Annotated in this window: 17 protein-coding genes, 3 tRNA genes and 1 pseudogene; 12 read left to right on the forward strand and 9 right to left on the reverse strand. The window is 33.4% G+C overall.

Annotated features, from left to right (window positions below; all coding sequences use genetic code 11):
* The 4 genes from CCO88_RS06195 to dcd form a co-directional block, all read right to left on the reverse strand.
* Positions 1 to 168, reverse strand: a 168-nt coding sequence (locus CCO88_RS06195) for a DUF4910 domain-containing protein (protein ID WP_002839763.1), incomplete at its 3' end; no start/stop codon positions are given.
* On the reverse strand, positions 161 to 1291 hold the full coding sequence (gene pseC / locus CCO88_RS06200; protein WP_002839765.1) for a UDP-4-amino-4,6-dideoxy-N-acetyl-beta-L-altrosamine transaminase: 1131 nt from the start codon (positions 1289 to 1291) through the stop codon (positions 161 to 163). The genes pseC and CCO88_RS06195, both read right to left, overlap by 8 nt.
* 1 nt (position 1292) lies before the next feature.
* Positions 1293 to 2297, reverse strand: a complete 1005-nt coding sequence (gene pseB, locus CCO88_RS06205; protein ID WP_002793959.1) for a UDP-N-acetylglucosamine 4,6-dehydratase (inverting) — start codon at positions 2295 to 2297, stop codon at positions 1293 to 1295.
* Between the two features lie 53 nt (positions 2298 to 2350).
* Positions 2351 to 2911 carry a dCTP deaminase gene (gene dcd, locus CCO88_RS06210; protein ID WP_002782005.1) on the reverse strand — a complete coding sequence of 187 codons (561 nt, stop codon included), beginning with the start codon at positions 2909 to 2911 and terminating at the stop codon, positions 2351 to 2353.
* 157 nt (positions 2912 to 3068) lie between these two features.
* On the opposite strand from dcd, the gene accB reads away from it, so the two are divergent.
* Both accB and CCO88_RS06220 read left to right on the forward strand, forming a co-directional pair.
* The gene (accB, locus tag CCO88_RS06215) at positions 3069 to 3524 is read left to right on the forward strand and encodes an acetyl-CoA carboxylase biotin carboxyl carrier protein (protein WP_002777628.1); all 456 of its coding nucleotides are present in this window, start codon (positions 3069 to 3071) and stop codon (positions 3522 to 3524) included.
* A gap of 1 nt (position 3525) precedes the next feature.
* A complete protein-coding gene (locus CCO88_RS06220; RefSeq protein ID WP_002839768.1) occupies positions 3526 to 4857 on the forward strand; it encodes an acetyl-CoA carboxylase biotin carboxylase subunit in 1332 nt (443 codons plus the stop codon).
* Between the two features lie 27 nt (positions 4858 to 4884).
* Here the strand turns inward: CCO88_RS06220 and CCO88_RS06225 are convergent, their stop codons facing one another.
* Positions 4885 to 5700, reverse strand: a complete 816-nt coding sequence (locus CCO88_RS06225; RefSeq protein WP_002777626.1) for a peptidylprolyl isomerase — start codon at positions 5698 to 5700, stop codon at positions 4885 to 4887.
* Positions 5701 to 5764: 64 nt separating this feature from the next.
* On the opposite strand from CCO88_RS06225, the gene gltX reads away from it, so the two are divergent.
* The 4 genes and pseudogenes from gltX (at position 5765) to CCO88_RS06245 (ending at position 9677) form a co-directional block, all read left to right on the forward strand.
* Positions 5765 to 7156: a glutamate--tRNA ligase gene (gltX, locus tag CCO88_RS06230; protein WP_002839770.1), complete on the forward strand. Its 1392-nt coding sequence runs from the start codon at positions 5765 to 5767 to the stop codon at positions 7154 to 7156.
* A pseudogene (locus tag CCO88_RS06235) lies at positions 7156 to 8377 on the forward strand (malic enzyme-like NAD(P)-binding protein). Before gltX ends, CCO88_RS06235 begins: the two are co-directional and overlap by 1 nt.
* The gene (upp, locus tag CCO88_RS06240) at positions 8374 to 9000 is read left to right on the forward strand and encodes a uracil phosphoribosyltransferase (protein ID WP_002839774.1); all 627 of its coding nucleotides are present in this window, start codon (positions 8374 to 8376) and stop codon (positions 8998 to 9000) included. Before CCO88_RS06235 ends, upp begins: the two are co-directional and overlap by 4 nt.
* A 5-nt stretch (positions 9001 to 9005) precedes the next feature.
* Entirely contained in the window at positions 9006 to 9677 is a 672-nt protein-coding gene (locus CCO88_RS06245) for an MqnA/MqnD/SBP family protein (RefSeq protein ID WP_002829524.1), read from the forward strand.
* Here CCO88_RS06245 and CCO88_RS06250 read toward each other — a convergent pair whose 3' ends face one another.
* Together CCO88_RS06250 and CCO88_RS06255 are read right to left on the reverse strand one after the other, a co-directional pair.
* Entirely contained in the window at positions 9678 to 10328 is a 651-nt protein-coding gene (locus tag CCO88_RS06250; RefSeq protein ID WP_002777618.1) for a potassium channel family protein, read from the reverse strand.
* A 12-nt stretch (positions 10329 to 10340) separates the two neighbouring features.
* On the reverse strand, positions 10341 to 11684 hold the full coding sequence (locus tag CCO88_RS06255) for a TrkH family potassium uptake protein (RefSeq protein ID WP_002839776.1): 1344 nt from the start codon (positions 11682 to 11684) through the stop codon (positions 10341 to 10343).
* A gap of 140 nt (positions 11685 to 11824) precedes the next feature.
* Here CCO88_RS06255 and CCO88_RS06260 point away from each other — a divergent pair.
* A tRNA-Phe gene (locus CCO88_RS06260) sits at positions 11825 to 11900 on the forward strand.
* Positions 11901 to 12116: 216 nt separating this feature from the next.
* Here the strand turns inward: CCO88_RS06260 and CCO88_RS06265 are convergent.
* Positions 12117 to 12192, reverse strand: a tRNA-Met gene (locus tag CCO88_RS06265).
* Between the two features lie 31 nt (positions 12193 to 12223).
* Positions 12224 to 12298: transfer RNA gene (locus tag CCO88_RS06270), tRNA-Gln, on the reverse strand.
* A 106-nt stretch (positions 12299 to 12404) separates the two neighbouring features.
* Here CCO88_RS06270 and CCO88_RS06275 point away from each other — a divergent pair.
* The 5 genes from CCO88_RS06275 to lpxD all read left to right on the forward strand — a co-directional run bounded on the left by CCO88_RS06275 (position 12405) and on the right by lpxD (position 17073).
* Positions 12405 to 13424 (forward strand): bifunctional 3,4-dihydroxy-2-butanone 4-phosphate synthase/GTP cyclohydrolase II, encoded by a 1020-nt coding sequence (locus CCO88_RS06275; RefSeq protein ID WP_002777613.1) that lies wholly within the window; start codon positions 12405 to 12407, stop codon positions 13422 to 13424.
* A 16-nt stretch (positions 13425 to 13440) separates the two neighbouring features.
* Positions 13441 to 13884 carry a GatB/YqeY domain-containing protein gene (locus CCO88_RS06280; RefSeq protein ID WP_002777611.1) on the forward strand — a complete coding sequence of 148 codons (444 nt, stop codon included), beginning with the start codon at positions 13441 to 13443 and terminating at the stop codon, positions 13882 to 13884.
* A gap of 77 nt (positions 13885 to 13961) precedes the next feature.
* Positions 13962 to 15662, forward strand: a complete 1701-nt coding sequence (locus tag CCO88_RS06285; RefSeq protein ID WP_002777609.1) for an acetolactate synthase large subunit — start codon at positions 13962 to 13964, stop codon at positions 15660 to 15662.
* Positions 15659 to 16123, forward strand: a complete 465-nt coding sequence (ilvN, locus tag CCO88_RS06290) for an acetolactate synthase small subunit (protein ID WP_002782017.1) — start codon at positions 15659 to 15661, stop codon at positions 16121 to 16123. The genes CCO88_RS06285 and ilvN overlap by 4 nt, the downstream gene beginning before the upstream one ends.
* A complete protein-coding gene (gene lpxD, locus CCO88_RS06295; protein WP_002786105.1) occupies positions 16120 to 17073 on the forward strand; it encodes a UDP-3-O-(3-hydroxymyristoyl)glucosamine N-acyltransferase in 954 nt (317 codons plus the stop codon). Before ilvN ends, lpxD begins: the two co-directional genes overlap by 4 nt.
* The last annotated feature ends 2 nt before the right edge of the window (positions 17074 to 17075 follow it).

Genomic DNA, 17075 nt, shown 5'->3' on the forward strand with positions numbered 1-17075 from the left:
TGAAATTTGAGTATATCCCCCCCCCAGAGTTTTATTTAAAATTTCTAAGCTAGCTCTAAAACCTTGCCCTGTGATACTCCTAGGGATAGGAAAAAGTTCACAAGCTAGTTCATACATAGCCTTTCCAGTTTGGTTAAAATCTTGACTTCTAAAGTCTAGCTTATCCACAATATCCCTTTTTAACTTTTTCAAGAATGCTAAATAAAGTATCTTTTACAAATTTTGCATCTTTTAGATTCATTTCTTGATGACAAGGTATGCTAAGCTCGGCTTTGTAAAAATTATCTGCATTTTGGAGTCTGATTTCTCCTAAGAGTTTTTTATAAAAACTAAACTCATAAGTTGGTTTATAATGTACCTGTACGCCAATTCCTGCATGAAGTAAGCTTTCAAAAAGTTCTTCTTTTTGACAATAAAATTCAGGAAAAAGCAAGATAGAGTATAAATGTCTTGAGCTTTTTTTATAATTTTTGATTTTTATCGTGGAAAAATAAGGATTTTTTTCAAATTCTTTATCGTAAAAACTTGCGATTTCTTCTCTTTTTTCAAGATTATGATCGAGTTTTTTAAGCTGGTTTATCCCTAAAGCACAAGCAACATCGCTTAAGCGGTAATTATAGCCAAGTTCTATCATATCGCTATCCCAAAGCCTTTTTTTAATGATACCATGGCTTCTTAAAAGCTTGATTTTGGTGATAAGCTCTTCATTATCACTCACCACAGCCCCGCCTTCAAAAGTAGTGATGGGTTTAACAGGATGAAAAGAAAAGATAGAAAGATCGGCTTTTTTTCCTACTTTTTCACTTTTATATAAGGCACCTAAAGCATGGCTTGCATCATCGATTAAAGGGATATTGTATTTTTTAGCAAGGCTTGAAATTTCATCTATTTCAACGCTATTTCCCCCAAAATCCACCACGCTAATAGCTCCTATATTTTTACTATCTTTTAAAAGTCTTGCTTCTAGTTTTTTTTCGTCAATATTGCCATCGTTTTTAATGTCGATAAACTCTACCTTAGCTCCAGCTATTAAGGCTGCATTAGCCGTAGCAGCGAAGGTTAAAGGAGTGGTTAAAACGATTTTTTCTTTGATGTCTAGTGCTGTATAGGCAAGATGAAGGGCTGAAGTGGCTGAGTTTAATACACAAGCGTGTTTTACGCCCACATATTCACAAAGGGCTTCTTCAAATTCATCTACCTTTTTACCCCCTGTTAAAATTTCATCTTTTAAAGCTTTTGTAAGCGCATCTATATCGCTTTGATCGATGTTTTGATGAGAATAAGTAAGCATTTTAAAAACCTTCGGTGTGATTGATGATTTCTAAAAGTTCTTTTTCGCTTGTCCATAAAGGATTATTATCCGAACTATAAGAAAAACCATCTTTTACCTTTTGTCCTTTTTCGCCTAGGGCATTGATACTAAAGTCATTATCTTTATCTACAAGTTTAATGCTAGGGCTTATGGCATAGTAGTTTTCAAATTCATAGGTTAAATGACTATCATCACTTGAAATCATGATTTCATGTAGTTTTTCTCCTGCTCTGATACCTATGATTTTATGACTTAAATGAGGAGCTAAAGCATGAGCTAGATCGGTGATTTTCATCGAAGGAATTTTAGGGATGAAAATTTCTCCTCCGTGCATTCTTGCAAAATTGCTCAGTACAAATTTCACTCCATCTTCAAGGCTGATCCAAAAACGAGTCATTCTTGTATCGGTGATAGGAAGTTCTTTAGCACCTTGCTCAATAAGCTTTTTAAAGAAAGGTACTACCGATCCTCTTGAACCTACAACATTGCCATATCTTGTAACACCAAAGCGTGTTTGTTTGTTACCTGCTATATTGTTTGCAGCGACAAAAAGCTTGTCGCTTGCAAGTTTGGTTGCACCGTATAAATTTACAGGATTGCAAGCCTTGTCTGTGCTAAGAGCGATACATTTTTTAACCCCATTTTCAAAGCAAGCATCGATCACATTTTGAGCGCCATGGATGTTTGTTTTTATACATTCCATAGGGTTATATTCAGCAATAGGCACATGCTTCATCGCAGCAGCATGTATAACAAAATCCACATCACGCATAGCAACGCTTAAGCGTTCTTTATCTCTTACATCCCCTATAAAATAACGCATACAAGGAGCATTAAAAACGCTTGCCATTTCAAATTGTTTGAGCTCATCACGAGAATAAATGATGATTTTATTAGGTTTATAATTTTCTAATAAAACCTTAGTATAGGTTTTTCCAAAAGAGCCTGTACCACCAGTAATTAAGATATTTTTTCCATTAAACATTTGCGCCTTCCTTTGCCAAATTATTGCTTAAAAGTTTAAAGCAATAAGCGTTCCTATTTTAAAATTCTTGGCAGGGTTATACCCGTTTGAGCTTGATATTTGCCTTTTTTATCCTTATAGGTTGTATCACATTTTTCATCACCTTGTAAGAATAATACTTGTGCAATGCCCTCATTAGCATAAATTTTTGCAGGCAAGGGAGTGGTATTTGAAATTTCTATGGTTATATGCCCTTCAAAGCCTGGTTCAAAAGGAGTTACATTTACGATGATACCACATCTTGCATAGGTGCTTTTTCCAAGACAAATAGCCAAAACATCATCAGGCATTTTAAAATATTCTATAGTTCTAGCAAGTGCAAAAGAATTTGCAGGAACTATACATACATCACCTTCAAAATCCACCACATTTTCTTCTAAAAAATTTTTTGGATCCACTACGGTAGAATTTACATTGGTAAAAATCTTAAATTCGCGCCCCACGCGTATATCATAACCATAGCTTGAAAGTCCGTAGCTTACTACGCCTTTTCCTATATTTGCTTCGCAAAAAGGCTCTATCATCTGATGTTCGAGCGCCATTTTTCTTATCCAATTGTCTGCTTTTAAACCCATTTAACTCACCTTTATTTTTAAACATAATTTTTTTGGATTATAGCTTATTTTTTATATTTTATGAAACTTTTAAGCGTGAAATTTTATTTTTTAAAGTTAAATTTCAAGTTTTTTAATATAATACTAGATTAAGTTCTTAAAATCAGGAGATGAAGATATGACAAAAGAAGAGATTAAAGAATTAGTAAATTTATTTGCCGAAGCTAATATCAGTAAAATAAAAATCAAAGAACAAGATGGATTTGAAATCGAACTTGAAAGAGATATGTGTTGTGATGTTCCAGCTCCTTTAGCTTGTCCACCTGTTCCAGCTCCACAACCTATAAATGTTAATGTAGTCAATGAAGCACAGCCTTCAAGCGCAAAATCAAATAAACCAAGCATAAACAGCCCTATGGTAGGTACTTTCTATCAAGCTCCAAGCCCAGGCGCAGCTCCTTTTGTGAAAGTGGGTAGTTCAGTTAAAAAAGGCGATACTATCGCTATCATCGAAGCGATGAAAATCATGAATGAGATCGAAGCTGAATTTGATTGTAGAATAGTAGAAATTTTAGTTGCAGATGGTCAGCCTGTAGAATTTGGTATGCCTTTATTTACGGTGGAGAAATTATAAAATGGAAATTAAAAGCATTTTAATTGCTAATCGTGGAGAAATAGCACTTCGAGCTTTAAGAACAATTAAAGAAATGGGAAAAAAAGCAATTTGCGTTTATTCTGAAGCAGATAAAGATGCTTTGTATTTAAAATATGCAGATGCAAGTATTTGTATAGGAAAAGCAAGAAGTTCTGAAAGTTATCTTAATATACCTGCTATTATTTCAGCAGCTGAAATTGCAGAAGCGGATGCGATTTTTCCAGGTTATGGATTTTTAAGTGAAAATCAAACTTTTGTTGAAATTTGTGCTAAACACAATATCAAATTTATAGGGCCTTCGGTTGAAGCTATGAATTTGATGAGTGATAAATCAAAAGCTAAGCAAGTTATGCAAAGAGCAGGAGTTCCTGTTATACCAGGAAGTGATGGAGCTTTAGCGGGTGCTGAAGCGGCTAAAAAACTTGCTAAAGAGATCGGTTATCCTGTGATTTTAAAAGCAGCAGCTGGAGGCGGAGGTCGTGGAATGCGTGTAGTAGAGCATGAAAAAGACCTTGAAAAAGCATATTGGTCAGCTGAAAGTGAAGCGATGACAGCTTTTGGCGATGGGACTATGTATATGGAAAAATACATACAAAATCCACGCCATATAGAAGTTCAAATCATCGGAGATAGTTTTGGAAATGTGATCCATATTGGTGAGAGGGATTGCTCTATGCAAAGACGCCACCAAAAACTTATAGAAGAATCTCCAGCAATTTTACTCGATGAAAAAACTCGCGCAAGACTTCACGAAACAGCAGTAAAAGCTGCTAAAGCTATAAGCTATGAGGGCGCAGGGACTTTTGAATTTTTAGTAGATAAAAATTTGGATTTTTATTTTATAGAGATGAATACGCGTTTGCAAGTTGAGCATTGTGTGAGCGAAATGGTGAGCGGGATTGATATCATTGAACAAATGATTAAAGTAGCTGAAGGTTATGCTTTACCTTCTCAAGAAAATGTGAAGTTAAAAGGACATTCTATAGAATGTAGAATCACTGCTGAAGATCCTAAGACTTTCTTGCCAAGTCCAGGTAAGATTATCAAGTATGTTCCACCTGCAGGGCGCAATGTTAGAATGGAAAGCCATTGTTATCAAGACTACAGCGTGCCGCCGTATTATGATTCTATGATAGGAAAACTTGTGGTTTGGGCAGAAGATCGCAACAAAGCCATTTCAAAAATGAAAGTAGCTTTGGATGAGCTGATTATAGGTGGGATTAAAACTACTAAAGATTTTCATCTTGCAATGATGGATAATCCTGATTTTACTAGTAATAATTACGATACCAACTATCTTGCTAGACATTAATCAAGATGGATTTTTTCCATCTTGATTTTATCTTAAATACTCTATATTGATTTTTGAGCGTAATTTATCGAAATAATCTTGTATATAATTTTGTCTTTGCTCGCTTACATAAGCATTGAGTATTTCATTTTTAATTTGATAATATTCTGGAGTTTGTCCTCCGTTTTTATCCTTTACTTGATAAATTTCATAACCTTTTTGCGAATTTAAAACCGGAGAAAAGCTTCCTATGGGTATAGATGATAAAAGTCCTAAAAGTCTTGGATCTGAATTATTAGGAGTGAGGGTGGCTTTTTCTGCTTTAAGTGCAGTTTTTGTGGTAGCTTTTATATTTTCTAAATCTTGTGCATTGTTAGAACGATAGATATTTACATTAATTTCGGTAAAGAGTGTAAATTTATTTTTATTTTGTTCGAAAAATTTTTTAGCTCCCTCATCGCTAAAATCGGTTTTAGCTGTGCTGGCAATTTTTTCATAAAGTTTTCTTTTTTCAAAATCTTTTTTAAAATTGCTACGAAATTGTTCGTAATTTTGCCCCTTAGCTTGTAAATCTCTTTTAAAGTCTTCAAGTGAAATTTTATTTTGTGCTAGCATTTTACCAATGGCATTATCAAGCTCAAGCTCACTCGTATAAATTCCAAATTGTTTTATTTGTGAAAGCTCCATTTTTTCATTAATCAAAATCCCCAAGGCTTGATTTTTAGGTATATTTAGGGTTTTCATGGTTTGTTCTATATCATAGGTTGTGATAGGCTCTTTATCTACCACTACAGCAATAGCATTTATAGTATTTGCATGAGTTAAGCTTATAAAAAATACAAAACTTAGTAAAATTTTTTTCATTTCAAACCTTTATTTAAGTGTAAATATCGCATTATATCAATTAAAATTTAAGAAAAGGCAAAAAATGACAGGAAAACTTACGACTCGTTTCGCTCCAAGCCCTACAGGATATTTACATATAGGTGGTTTAAGAACTGCTCTTTATAGTTATTTGTATGCAAGAAAAAATAAGGGCAATTTTTTACTTCGTATAGAAGATACGGATTTAAAAAGAAATTCCAAAGAAGCTACGCAAGCTATCATAGAAGCCTTTAAATGGTGTGGTTTGGATTATGATGGTGAGGCAACTTACCAGTCTGAACGCTTTGATCTTTATAAAAAATACATACAAAAACTTTTGGATGAGGGCAAGGCTTATTATTGTTATATGAGCAAAGAAGAGCTTGACGAACTCCGTGCTAAACAAGAAGCGGCCAAAGAACGCCCAAGATATGATGGCAGATACAGGGATTTTACAGGAACTCCACCATCAAATATAGAACCCGTGGTGCGTATAAAAGCTCCTCAAAAGGGTGAAATTTGCTTTATAGATGGTGTTAAAGGGGAAGTGAAATTTAAAGTAGAAGATATTTTAGATGATTTTATCATAGCAAGAAGTGATGGAAGTCCTACTTATAATTTTACAGTTGTAATTGATGATGCTTTAATGGGAGTAAGCGATGTGATTAGAGGGGATGATCATCTTTCAAATACTCCTAAACAAATCGTGCTTTATGAGGCTTTAGGATTTGAAATTCCTAAATTTTACCATGTGGCTATGATACATGGAGAAGATGGTAAAAAGCTTTCAAAACGACACGGAGCAACCGATGTGATGGAATACAAGGCTATGGGAATTTTACCTCAAGCTTTGCTAAATTTTTTAGTGCGTTTAGGATGGAGCCATGGCGATGATGAGGTTTTTTCTTTAGAAGATCTTAAAAGGCTTTTTGATCCTAATCATATCAACAAAAGTGCTTCTTGTTATAATTTTAAAAAACTTGAATGGCTCAATGCTCATTATATCAAGACTTTGCCTTTTGAAGAAATCAATCGTCAGTTAAAAGATCTTGGTTTTGATCTAAGCGTTTATACAAAAGCAGGATTTTTACTCGATTTATTAAGAGAGCGCGCAAAAACTTTACTTGAAATTATTAGCGGAGCTAAAAGTATCGTTGAAGCGCCACAAAATTATGATGAAAATGCTATAAATAAATTTATAAACGAAAACAATCTTTTATTGCTTCAAAACTATGCAAATGAGTTAAATGAAGAGAAAAGTGCAAAAGATTTTGAAGAATTTACTAACGAATTCTTACAAAAAAATGAGGTAAAATTAAAAGATTTGGCTCAACCTATACGCATAGCTCTAACAGGAAGTGCGGTTAGTCCTAGCATTTTTGAAGTTTTAGAGTTTTTAGGGGTCAATGAATGTAAAAAAAGAATAAAAAAATTTTTAGATTTTAAAGGAAAATAATGAATTTAAAAGAAGAGGCTTTAAGATATCACTTAGGAGGCAAGATAGATATAAAGCCATCAAAACCTATGAATTCAAGTCATGATTTATCTTTGTGTTGCAGAACCTTGCATTGAAATTGCTTCTAATAATGAGCTTGCTTATACTTATACAAACAAAGCGAATTTAGTAGCTATCGTTAGTGATGGTTCTGCGGTTTTAGGTCTTGGAAATATCGGCGCGCAAGCTTCTAAACCGGTTATGGAAGGTAAGGCTTGCTTGTTTAAAAAATTTGCTGATGTAAATGCGTATGATTTAGAAATCGAAGCACACAGCATTGAAGAAATTGTTGCTTTTTGTAAAGCCATAGCACCTACTTTTGGCGGAATCAATTTAGAAGATATTTCAGCACCTAAATGTTTTGAAATCGAAGCGGCTTTGCAGGATTTAGGAATTCCTGTAATGCACGATGATCAGCATGGAACCGCTATTATCTCAACCGCAGGGCTTATGAATGCTATGGAGATAAGTGGTAAAAAATTTGAAGAGATTAAAGTTGTTGTAAGTGGAGCAGGAGCTGCGGGTATTGCTAGTGCTAGAATGTATAGAAATTTAGGTGTTAAAAATATCATTCTTGTAGATAGTAAGGGTGTGGTCAATAAAAAAAGAACAGACTTAAATCAATACAAGCTTGAATTTGTAAGCGATACGCAAGCAGATACTTTAAAAGAGGCTATGAAAGATGCGGATGTATTCTTGGGGCTTAGTGCACCAAAGATACTAGATGATGAGATGATTTTGTCTATGGCAAAAGATCCTGTTATCTTTGCCTTGGCAAATCCTATTCCAGAGGTGATGCCTGAAGATGTGGCAAGGCTTAGAAAAGATGCTATTGTAGGAACGGGAAGAAGTGATTATCCTAATCAAATCAATAATGTTTTAGGCTTTCCTTTTATTTTTCGTGGGGCTTTAGATGTGCGTGCGACAAAAATTACTGAAAATATGAAAGTAGCTGCAGCAAAAGCTTTAGCAGATTTGGCAAAATTACCTGTAAGTGATGCGGTTAAAAATGCTTATAAGATAAGCCATTTAGAATTTGGAAAGGATTATGTTATCCCAAAACCTTTTGATGAGAGGGTTAAGGCTGTTGTAAGTACTGCGGTAGCTGCTGCGGCTGTAAAAGATGGGGTAGCTTTGCTTAAGGAATTTGATGAGAAAACATATTTTGAGAGTTTAAAATGAAAAATATTCATCACATATGCCATCCTTTGATAGAGCATAAATTAGGGTTTTTGCGCGATAAAGAAACTAAACCTTTCCATTTTAGAATGCTCATTGATGAGATTTCTACTTTCTTGCTTTTTGAAGCGACTAAAGATTTATGTTTAAAAGAAACACAAATTCAAACCCCTGTTGCTAATGCTAAGGTAAAAAGATTAGATGAAAAGATTATAATATGCCCTATTTTAAGGGCAGCTTTGGGTATGCTTGATAGTATTTTTAGACTTATTCCTGATGCTAGTGTAGGATTTTTGGGTTTTGTTAGAAATGAAAAAACGCTCAAGGTGGATTTTTATTTTCAAAAACTTCCTAAAGATGCAAAAAAACGCACCGCTATTGTTATAGATCCTATGTTTGCTACAGGTGGGACTGCTATAGAGGCTTGTAATTTTTTAAAAAGCCAAGGAGTTAAAAAAATAAAATTTATATCCATACTTGCTGCTTTACAAGGTTTGCAAAAATTTAGCCAAATGCATGATGATGTAGAAGTTTTTGTGGCTTGTATTGATGAAGGTTTAAATGAAAAAGGTTATATTATCCCAGGGCTTGGAGATGCAGGAGATAGAGTGTTTAACACTCTTTAAAAGAGATGATTTTTGGAAAAATTGATTATATTAATCTTTTACCTTTGCATATATATCTTAAGAAATATCCTTTACCTAATGGTTTTAAAGCAAGTATGGAGCATAAAAAAGGAGTTCCAAGTAAGCTAAATAAAGATTTATTTTATAGAAGAATTGATGCAGCTATTGTTTCAAGTATAGAAAGCGCTAGAAAAAAATATAAAAATTTAGATTTGGGTATTTGTGCCAATAAAAGAGTTTTAAGTGTTTTAGTAGAAAAAAATACACCCAATGCTAAAGATCCAAGCTCGGCAACTTCTAATGCTTTAGCTAAGGTTTTAAAACAAGAGGGGAGGGTGATTATAGGCGATAAGGCTTTAAAACTTTATTTACAAGATCCTTCTAGGTATACTGATTTGTGCACAAAATGGCATGAAAAAACAGGCCTGCCTTTTGTTTTTGCTAGGTTTTCATGTGTGCAAAAAAAAGCTTTATATAAACAAATCTTAAAAAAAATTCCAAAAACAAAGATTAAAATTCCTTATTATATACTCCAAAATTATGCTAAAACAAGGGATTTAGATATAAAAGATATTAGATATTATTTAGATGAAATCATATATCATAAAATTTCCACCAAAGAAAAAGCAGCCTTAAAGCGTTTTATAAAGGCTTGCAAGGCTTTAAATCTTACTTAATTAATGCTCAAATTCTCTAAGCTCTTTAACCGTTCCAAGTAAGATTACAACATCACCACCATAAACAGTAGTTGTTTCTAAATCAGGCAATATTTCCCAGTCTGTATTAAGTTTTTTATAGCTAATAACTCTCATATTTTGTGCAATGTGCTTTAACGAATTTCCTGCTAATTTGTCATCTATAGTGATTTTAATAGCACGGATAGTATTAGCCGATAGATCAAAAACCTCATAATCTGCATCTTTGGTTAAAAAATCTTTTACAAGCTTTTTAGCACTTTCTTTTTCAGGATAGATTACTTTTGTAGCTCCAAGTTTGGATAAAATTTGCCCATGAATGTTAGAAGTGGCTTTTGCGATAATATTATTTACTCCTATATCTTTAAGAGCCATTAGAGTAAGTATGGATTTTTCAACATTTTCACCTATGCTTACAATCACGACTTCTACATCATGAAAACCCGCTTCTTTAAGTGCTGAAATATTGGTAGAATCCAAGATATAGGCATAGCTTGGTGAATTTTGTATACTTTTTAAAGCTTCTTCATCTTTATCGGCTATGATTACAGTATGTCCTCCAGCAAGAAGCTCATCTGCGACTACGGATCCAAATTTTCCAAGTCCTATAACCCCGTAACTAAGCTTTTTCATTATATTTAACCTTTATAAATAGATTTTTCCTTTAGGAAATTTGATATGTATCGCTTTATCTTGCTGAAATACAGAAAGCAAAAACGCAAAAACACCAATCCTTCCGCTTAACATCATAATAATAATAATAATTTTGCTTGGATTGCTAAATAAAGCACAAAGCGAAAGATCTCCCCCATCTCCTACCGAAATTCCCACTGTTGCAAATGCTGATGAGGTTTCAAAAAGCAGATGAATAAAATTAAATTCTGATCCTAGCAAAGAAAGGAAAATAACCGCTATAACTATATAAACAGCCGAACCCACTGCTATAATAAATGCTCTTGAAATGATCTCTTGTGGAATTTCGTGGTTGAAAATTCTTACCCTTCCATTGCGAATGCTCCAGTAAGCATAAAACAAAAGCACCACAACAGTTGTGATTTTCATCCCTCCTGCTGTTCCACCCGGTGCTCCTCCAATCACCATAAATAAAGAGCCAAAAAATAAGCTTGCATCATGCAAGCCACTCATATCGAGTGTATTAAATCCTGCTGTGCGGTAATTGATCGCAATAAAATAAGAACTCAAAATTTTATCAAAAAGAGAAAAGCTACCTATGGATTTTGGGTTAGCATACTCTAAAAGAAAGATAATAAGTGTTGAAGAAATGATAAGAAAAAGGGTTGCCATAATAACGACTTTGGTATGTAGGCTTAAATTTTGCAGTCTTTTTCTTTGAAAAAAATACAATTCAACTAAGACAAAATATCCAAGTCCACCAATGATAATAAGAGAAGTAAAGATGAGATTAATAGCTACATCGTGCTTATAGGCAAGAAGTCCATTTTCAAAAATAGTAAAACCTGAATTATTAAAAGCACTGATTGAATGAAAAAATCCAAACCATAAGGCTTTACCAAAATTCATCTCAAGTGCAAAACGCATGGTAAGAAGTATAGTGCCTATAAGTTCTATTGTAAAAATAAATAGTAAAACTTTTTTAAAGAATTTAAAAAGTCCTTCCATGGAAGGATAAAATAAAGATTCTTTAAGTAAGTTTCTACCATTAAAACCTACTTTTTTGCGTATAATCAAGTAAACAAAAAGCCCTATACTCATATAACCTAAGCCGCCAATTTGAACTAAAATTAAAATAATAATTTGTCCTGCCAAGGTAAAATCAACTGCTGTATTTTTAACAATAAGTCCAGTCATACTCACAGCTGAAGTACTAGTAAAAAAAGCATCGATAAAACTAATAGGACTTGTATGAGCCCAACTTGAATGCAAAAGAATAGCGCCAAGTAAAGCAATGACAATATAGCCTGCTAGCAAAATTTTAAAAGTTCGTCTGTCTAAGCCAAATTGTTTCAAAAAAATCCTCATTGGTTTTTAATTTTAAACCGACTATTCTATCGGATTAAAACTTTAAGGCAAATAAAATTTTATTTTTATATTTAAACTTAAATTAAAGAAAAAAAAGTATAATTACACTTTATTTTTAAAGATGACTCGGTTGGATAGCTCAGTCGGTAGAGCAGCAGACTGAAAATCTGCGTGTCGGCAGTTCGATTCTGCCTCTAACCACCATCATTTTATTTTTTATTAAAAATGACTTTAATTTCTTCCTAAGTTCTTCATCAAATTTTATTTAAAAATTTATATCATATTATATCTTATATGTTAGTTATAAATTTATTTTTTATATTATTTTATAATGCGATTTTTTTAGTTAAAAAATAAAATTCTAGAAAATTAAAATAAATCATTTTTGTATATTTAAGATTTAAAGTTATGGATAAGTTTTGGTTGCGAAGGGGAGATTTGAACTCCCGACCTTCGGGTTATGAGCCCGACGAGCTAACCACTGCTCTACTTCGCGACAATCAAATTTGTGTTTGAAGTTTAGTTCGTGGATGGGGTAAAGGGATTCGAACCCCTGAATGACAGGACCAAAACCTGTTGCCTTACCGCTTGGCGATACCCCAATATTTAATTTTTAAAAAGTAAAAACGAGATTATAATCAATTTTAATTTATTTGTCAAGCAAATGAAGTTATAATTTTAAAAAAAATAATATTTTAAGGATTATAAATGAAGTTTGTAAGCATTGAACAAGCAATTAAGGATTTACAAGAAGGAAAAATGCTTGTAATGGTAGATGCAGAAGATAGAGAAAATGAAGGAGATTTGATTTTTCCAGCTCAATTTAGCACTAAAGAAAAAGTAAATTTTATGATAAAAGAAGCTAGAGGGGTTGTGTGTGTAGCACTCGCAGAAGAACTTGCAAGAAAATTTGAACTTCCTTTGATGGTGCCCAAAAATACTTCAAATCATGAAACAGCCTTTACAATCACAGTGGATGCAAAAGATGCAACTACAGGTGTAAGTGCTTATGAAAGAGATATGACGATAAAAATTTTTGCAGACGATAATGCAAAAGCGAGTGATTTTGTACGCCCTGGACATATAAATCCTTTGATAGCCAAAAAAGGCGGTGTTTTAGAGCGCACAGGCCATACAGAAGGAACGGTTGATCTTTGTCATTTAGCAGGGCTTAAACAAGCTTGCGTGATTTGTGAGATTGTTAAAGATGATGGAGACATGGCAAGAAGAAGTGATTTGGAAGAATTTTGTACTAAGCATAATCTAAACATGATAGCTGTTTCTGATATCATAGAATATCGCTTAAAAAATGAAAGTCTTATTAAATTACAAGAAAAAAGTGATGCTATTTTAGCAGGTTTTAAAGCACAAAAATTCATTTTTACAGATCATAATAATGCTCAGCATATAGCATTTGCATTTAAAGAAATTCAAAAATGTGAAAATGTTAAATTTCATATTAGCGGAAGTGATTTTGAGCTTTTAACCTCTGATAAATTTTCTAAATTATTAGATCAAATTCGTTTTTTGAGTGAAAATGGAGGAGTGATAGTTTTTATGCAGGGTGAAAAATCAAGTGTAACTCAATTTAAAAATTATGGTATAGGTGCGCAAATTTTAAGATATTTTGGCATAGAAGAGATTAAGCTTATGTCGCAAAGTTGTGATAAGGATTATATAGGCTTAAAAGGCTTTGGTTTAAATCTTAAAATTTGTAATTTTAACTAAAATAAAAGGATATACAATGAATTTAAAAGAGCAGATATTAAATGATATCAAAGAAGCGATGAAGCAAAAAGATGATTTTAAACGCGATACTTTAAGAACGCTAAATGCCGCGTTTAAACAGGTCGAAGTAGATGAAAGAATAGAGCTAAGTGATGAAAGAATTTTAAAAATTATCGCAAGCGAGATTAAAAAGCGCAAAGATGCTATCGAGCTTTATTCTAAAGGTGGAAGAGAGGATTTGGCACAAAAAGAACAAAAAGAAATAGCACTTTTTGAAAGTTATTTACCTCAGCAATTAAGCGATGAGGAATTGCAAGCAGCCTTAAAAGAAATGATTGCAAATTTAGGGGTTAGTTCTTTAAAAGATCAAGGTTTGGTGATGAAAGAAGCAAAGGCTAAATTTGGAGCAAGGGTGGATGGAAAAAGATTAAATGTAACACTTAGAGAGCTTTTAAATTAAAATTTTCAAACTTTTTTATATTTTATCTAAATAAAAGATTGAATTATTGTTATAATTTGATTTTCAAAGGAGGCCTTATGAGAAAAATAAGCGGTTCGGCAATGATTTGCGAAGCTTTAAAAGAAGAGAATGTTAAGATAGTTTTTGGTTATCCTGGTGGAGCAGCCTTAAATATTTATGATGAAATTTATTTGCAAAAGTATTTTAAGCATATTTTGGTGCGTCATGAGCAAGCTGCTGTACATGCAGCCGATGCTTATGCAAGAATGAGCGGTGAAGTGGGTGTAGCTGTTGTTACAAGTGGACCTGGTTTTACTAATACCATCACAGGACTTGCGACAGCTTATAGTGATTCTATACCTTTGGTTTTGATTTCAGGTCAAGTTGCAAATTCATTAATAGGCACCGATGCTTTTCAAGAAATTGATGCGGTAGGAATTTCTCGCCCCTGTGTAAAACATAATTATTTAGTCACTTGCATAGAAGAATTTCCAAGAATATTAAAAGAGGCTTTTTACATAGCAAAAAGTGGAAGAAAAGGTCCTGTGCATATTGATGTACCAAAAGATGTAAGTGCAGCCCTTGGTATTTGGGATTATCCAAAAGAAATTTCAATGAAAACTTATAAGCCTATTTATAAAGGAAATTCAAAACAAATTAAAAAATTGGCTGAAAATTTAGAAGAAGCTAAGCGTCCTCTTTTTTACCTTGGAGGCGGATGTATAGCATCAAATGCGGCTAATGAGATCAGAGAACTTGTTAAGATTACTCAAATTCCAGCCGTTGAAACCTTAATGGCTCTTGGAACTTTAAGAAGTGATGATGAGCTAAATCTTAAAATGGCAGGAATGCATGGAAGTTATACAGCTAATATGGCTTTGAGTGAATGTGATTTATTGGTAGCAATAGGCGCGCGTTTTGATGATAGGATTACAGGTAAAACAAGTGAATTTGCCAAGCATTCTAAAATAGTGCATATTGATATAGATCCAAGTTCTATTTCTAAGATTATCAATGCGCATTTTCCTATAGTTGGAGATATTAAAGAAGTTGTTAAAGAGCTTTTGGAAGAATTGAAAAAAAATCAATTTAAGTCAAATATCCATGAGTGGAGGCAAACTCTTAAGCGTTATGATGAGCTTTATCCTTTAGCTTATGAAGATAGCGATGAGGTTTTAAAACCTCAATGGGTAATACAAGAATGTGCAAAACTTGCTCCAGATGCAAGGATAATCACTGATGTAGGACAACATCAAATGTGGGTTGCACAATTTTATCCTTTTAATTACCCAAGACAGCTTGCAACCAGTGGCGGACAAGGAACGATGGGGTATTCTTTACCTGCTGCTTTGGGTGCAAAGCTTGCGGTAGGAGAAGAAGTTGTTATAAATTTTGTGGGTGATGGTTCTGTTTTAATGAATATTCAAGAACTGATGACAGCTTATGAAAATGGTATTAAAACCATAAATATTATTTTAAACAATTCATTCTTGGGAATGGTTCGCCAATGGCAAAGCATGTTTTATGAAGAGCATTTTTCGGCTACAGATTTAAGCTTGCAAGCAGATTTTATAAAGATAGCTGAAGGTTTTGGATGTGAAGGATATAATATAAAAACAAAAGATGAGTTTCGCACAGCATTCAAGCAAGCTTTAGAGTCCAATAAAACAAGCTTGCTTAACGTATTTATAGATCGCTTTGAAGATGTGCTTCCTATGGTGCCAGCGGGTGGGGCTATTTATAATATGATTTTACCAAAATTAAAGGATAAGCAATGAGACGTGTTTTATCGGTTATAGTTTTAAATGAACATGGTGTGCTTTCTCGTATCGTAGGACTTTTTTCAGGTAGGGGATATAATATCGATAGCTTAACCGTCGCTCCTTTACCAGGTGGAGAATTTTCTCGTATCAATATAGTTACTTTTGGAGATGAGCGTGTTTTTGAGCAAATAGTAAAGCAGTTGCATAAACTTATACCTACTTATAAGGTAATAGAAAGAGATGAATTTATAGAAAAAGAAATGGCGCTTGTAAAAATTCCACTCAGTGAAAATTTAGGTGGACTTGATGCCGTTTTGAAAGCTTATAATGGTACTATTGCAAATAGCAATGAAAATTTTCTTTTCTTGCTTGTAGCTGATGATACAAATCGTATAGAAAATTTTCTAAAAACAATTAAAAAATACAATCCTAGCGACATTGTTCGCAGTGGATCGGTTTTAATGGAGCTTAAATGAGATTAAAAGAAATAGCGGAATTTTTAAGTTTAGAATACGAAGGCGAAGATATCGAAATAACGGCTTTAAATTCTTTATTGAGGGCGAATTTTACCGAGCTTACTTATTGTGATGGTGAAAGAAATATTAAAGATATACCCAACACAGGAGCAGCAGCGATTTTGGTTGCTAAAGAATATGAAAATTTAGTGCCTAAAGATACAAAAGCTCTCATTACTCAAAGTCCGCATTTGTGTTTTGCTTTTTTGAGTAAAATTTTTGCTAAACCTTTATTTAGCAACGCAAAAGAAAAAGTTCAAAATATAGCAAAAAGTGCAAAAATCATGCCAAATGTTTATATAGGCAATAATGTCAATATAGGCGAAAATGTTGTCATTATGGCAGGAACTTATATAGGAGATAATGTTAGCATAGGCGAAGAAAGCATTATCCATCCTAATGTGGTGATTTATAATGATAGCAAAATTGGCAAAAAATGTCATCTACTTGCAAATTGCGTAATAGGAAGCGATGGATTTGGTTATGCGCACAATAAAAATGGAGAGCATTATAAAATCTATCACAATGGTAATGTTATCTTAGAAGATTTTGTTGAAATAGGAGCTTGCACAACAATAGATAGAGCAGTGTTTGATAGCACTATCATTAAAGCAGGAACAAAAGTAGATAATCTTGTCCAAATAGGTCATAATTGCGATATAGGACAAAATTGCATTATCGTTGCACAAACTGGAATTTCGGGTTCAAGTGAGCTTGGACGCAATGTGGTTATGGGTGGACAAAGTGCAACGAGCGGCCATTTAAGAATAGGGGATTTTAGCACTATTGCAGCACGCGGTGGTGTGAGTAAAAATCTTGAAGGCGGTAGGGTTTATGGAGGTTTTCCTATAATGCTTCAAAAAGATTGGCTTAAACTTCAAGCAAAAATTGCTATGAAATTTAAAGAATAAAT

The organism is Campylobacter coli LMG 9860, from assembly GCF_000254135.1.
GTDB lineage: Bacteria > Campylobacterota > Campylobacteria > Campylobacterales > Campylobacteraceae > Campylobacter_D > Campylobacter_D coli.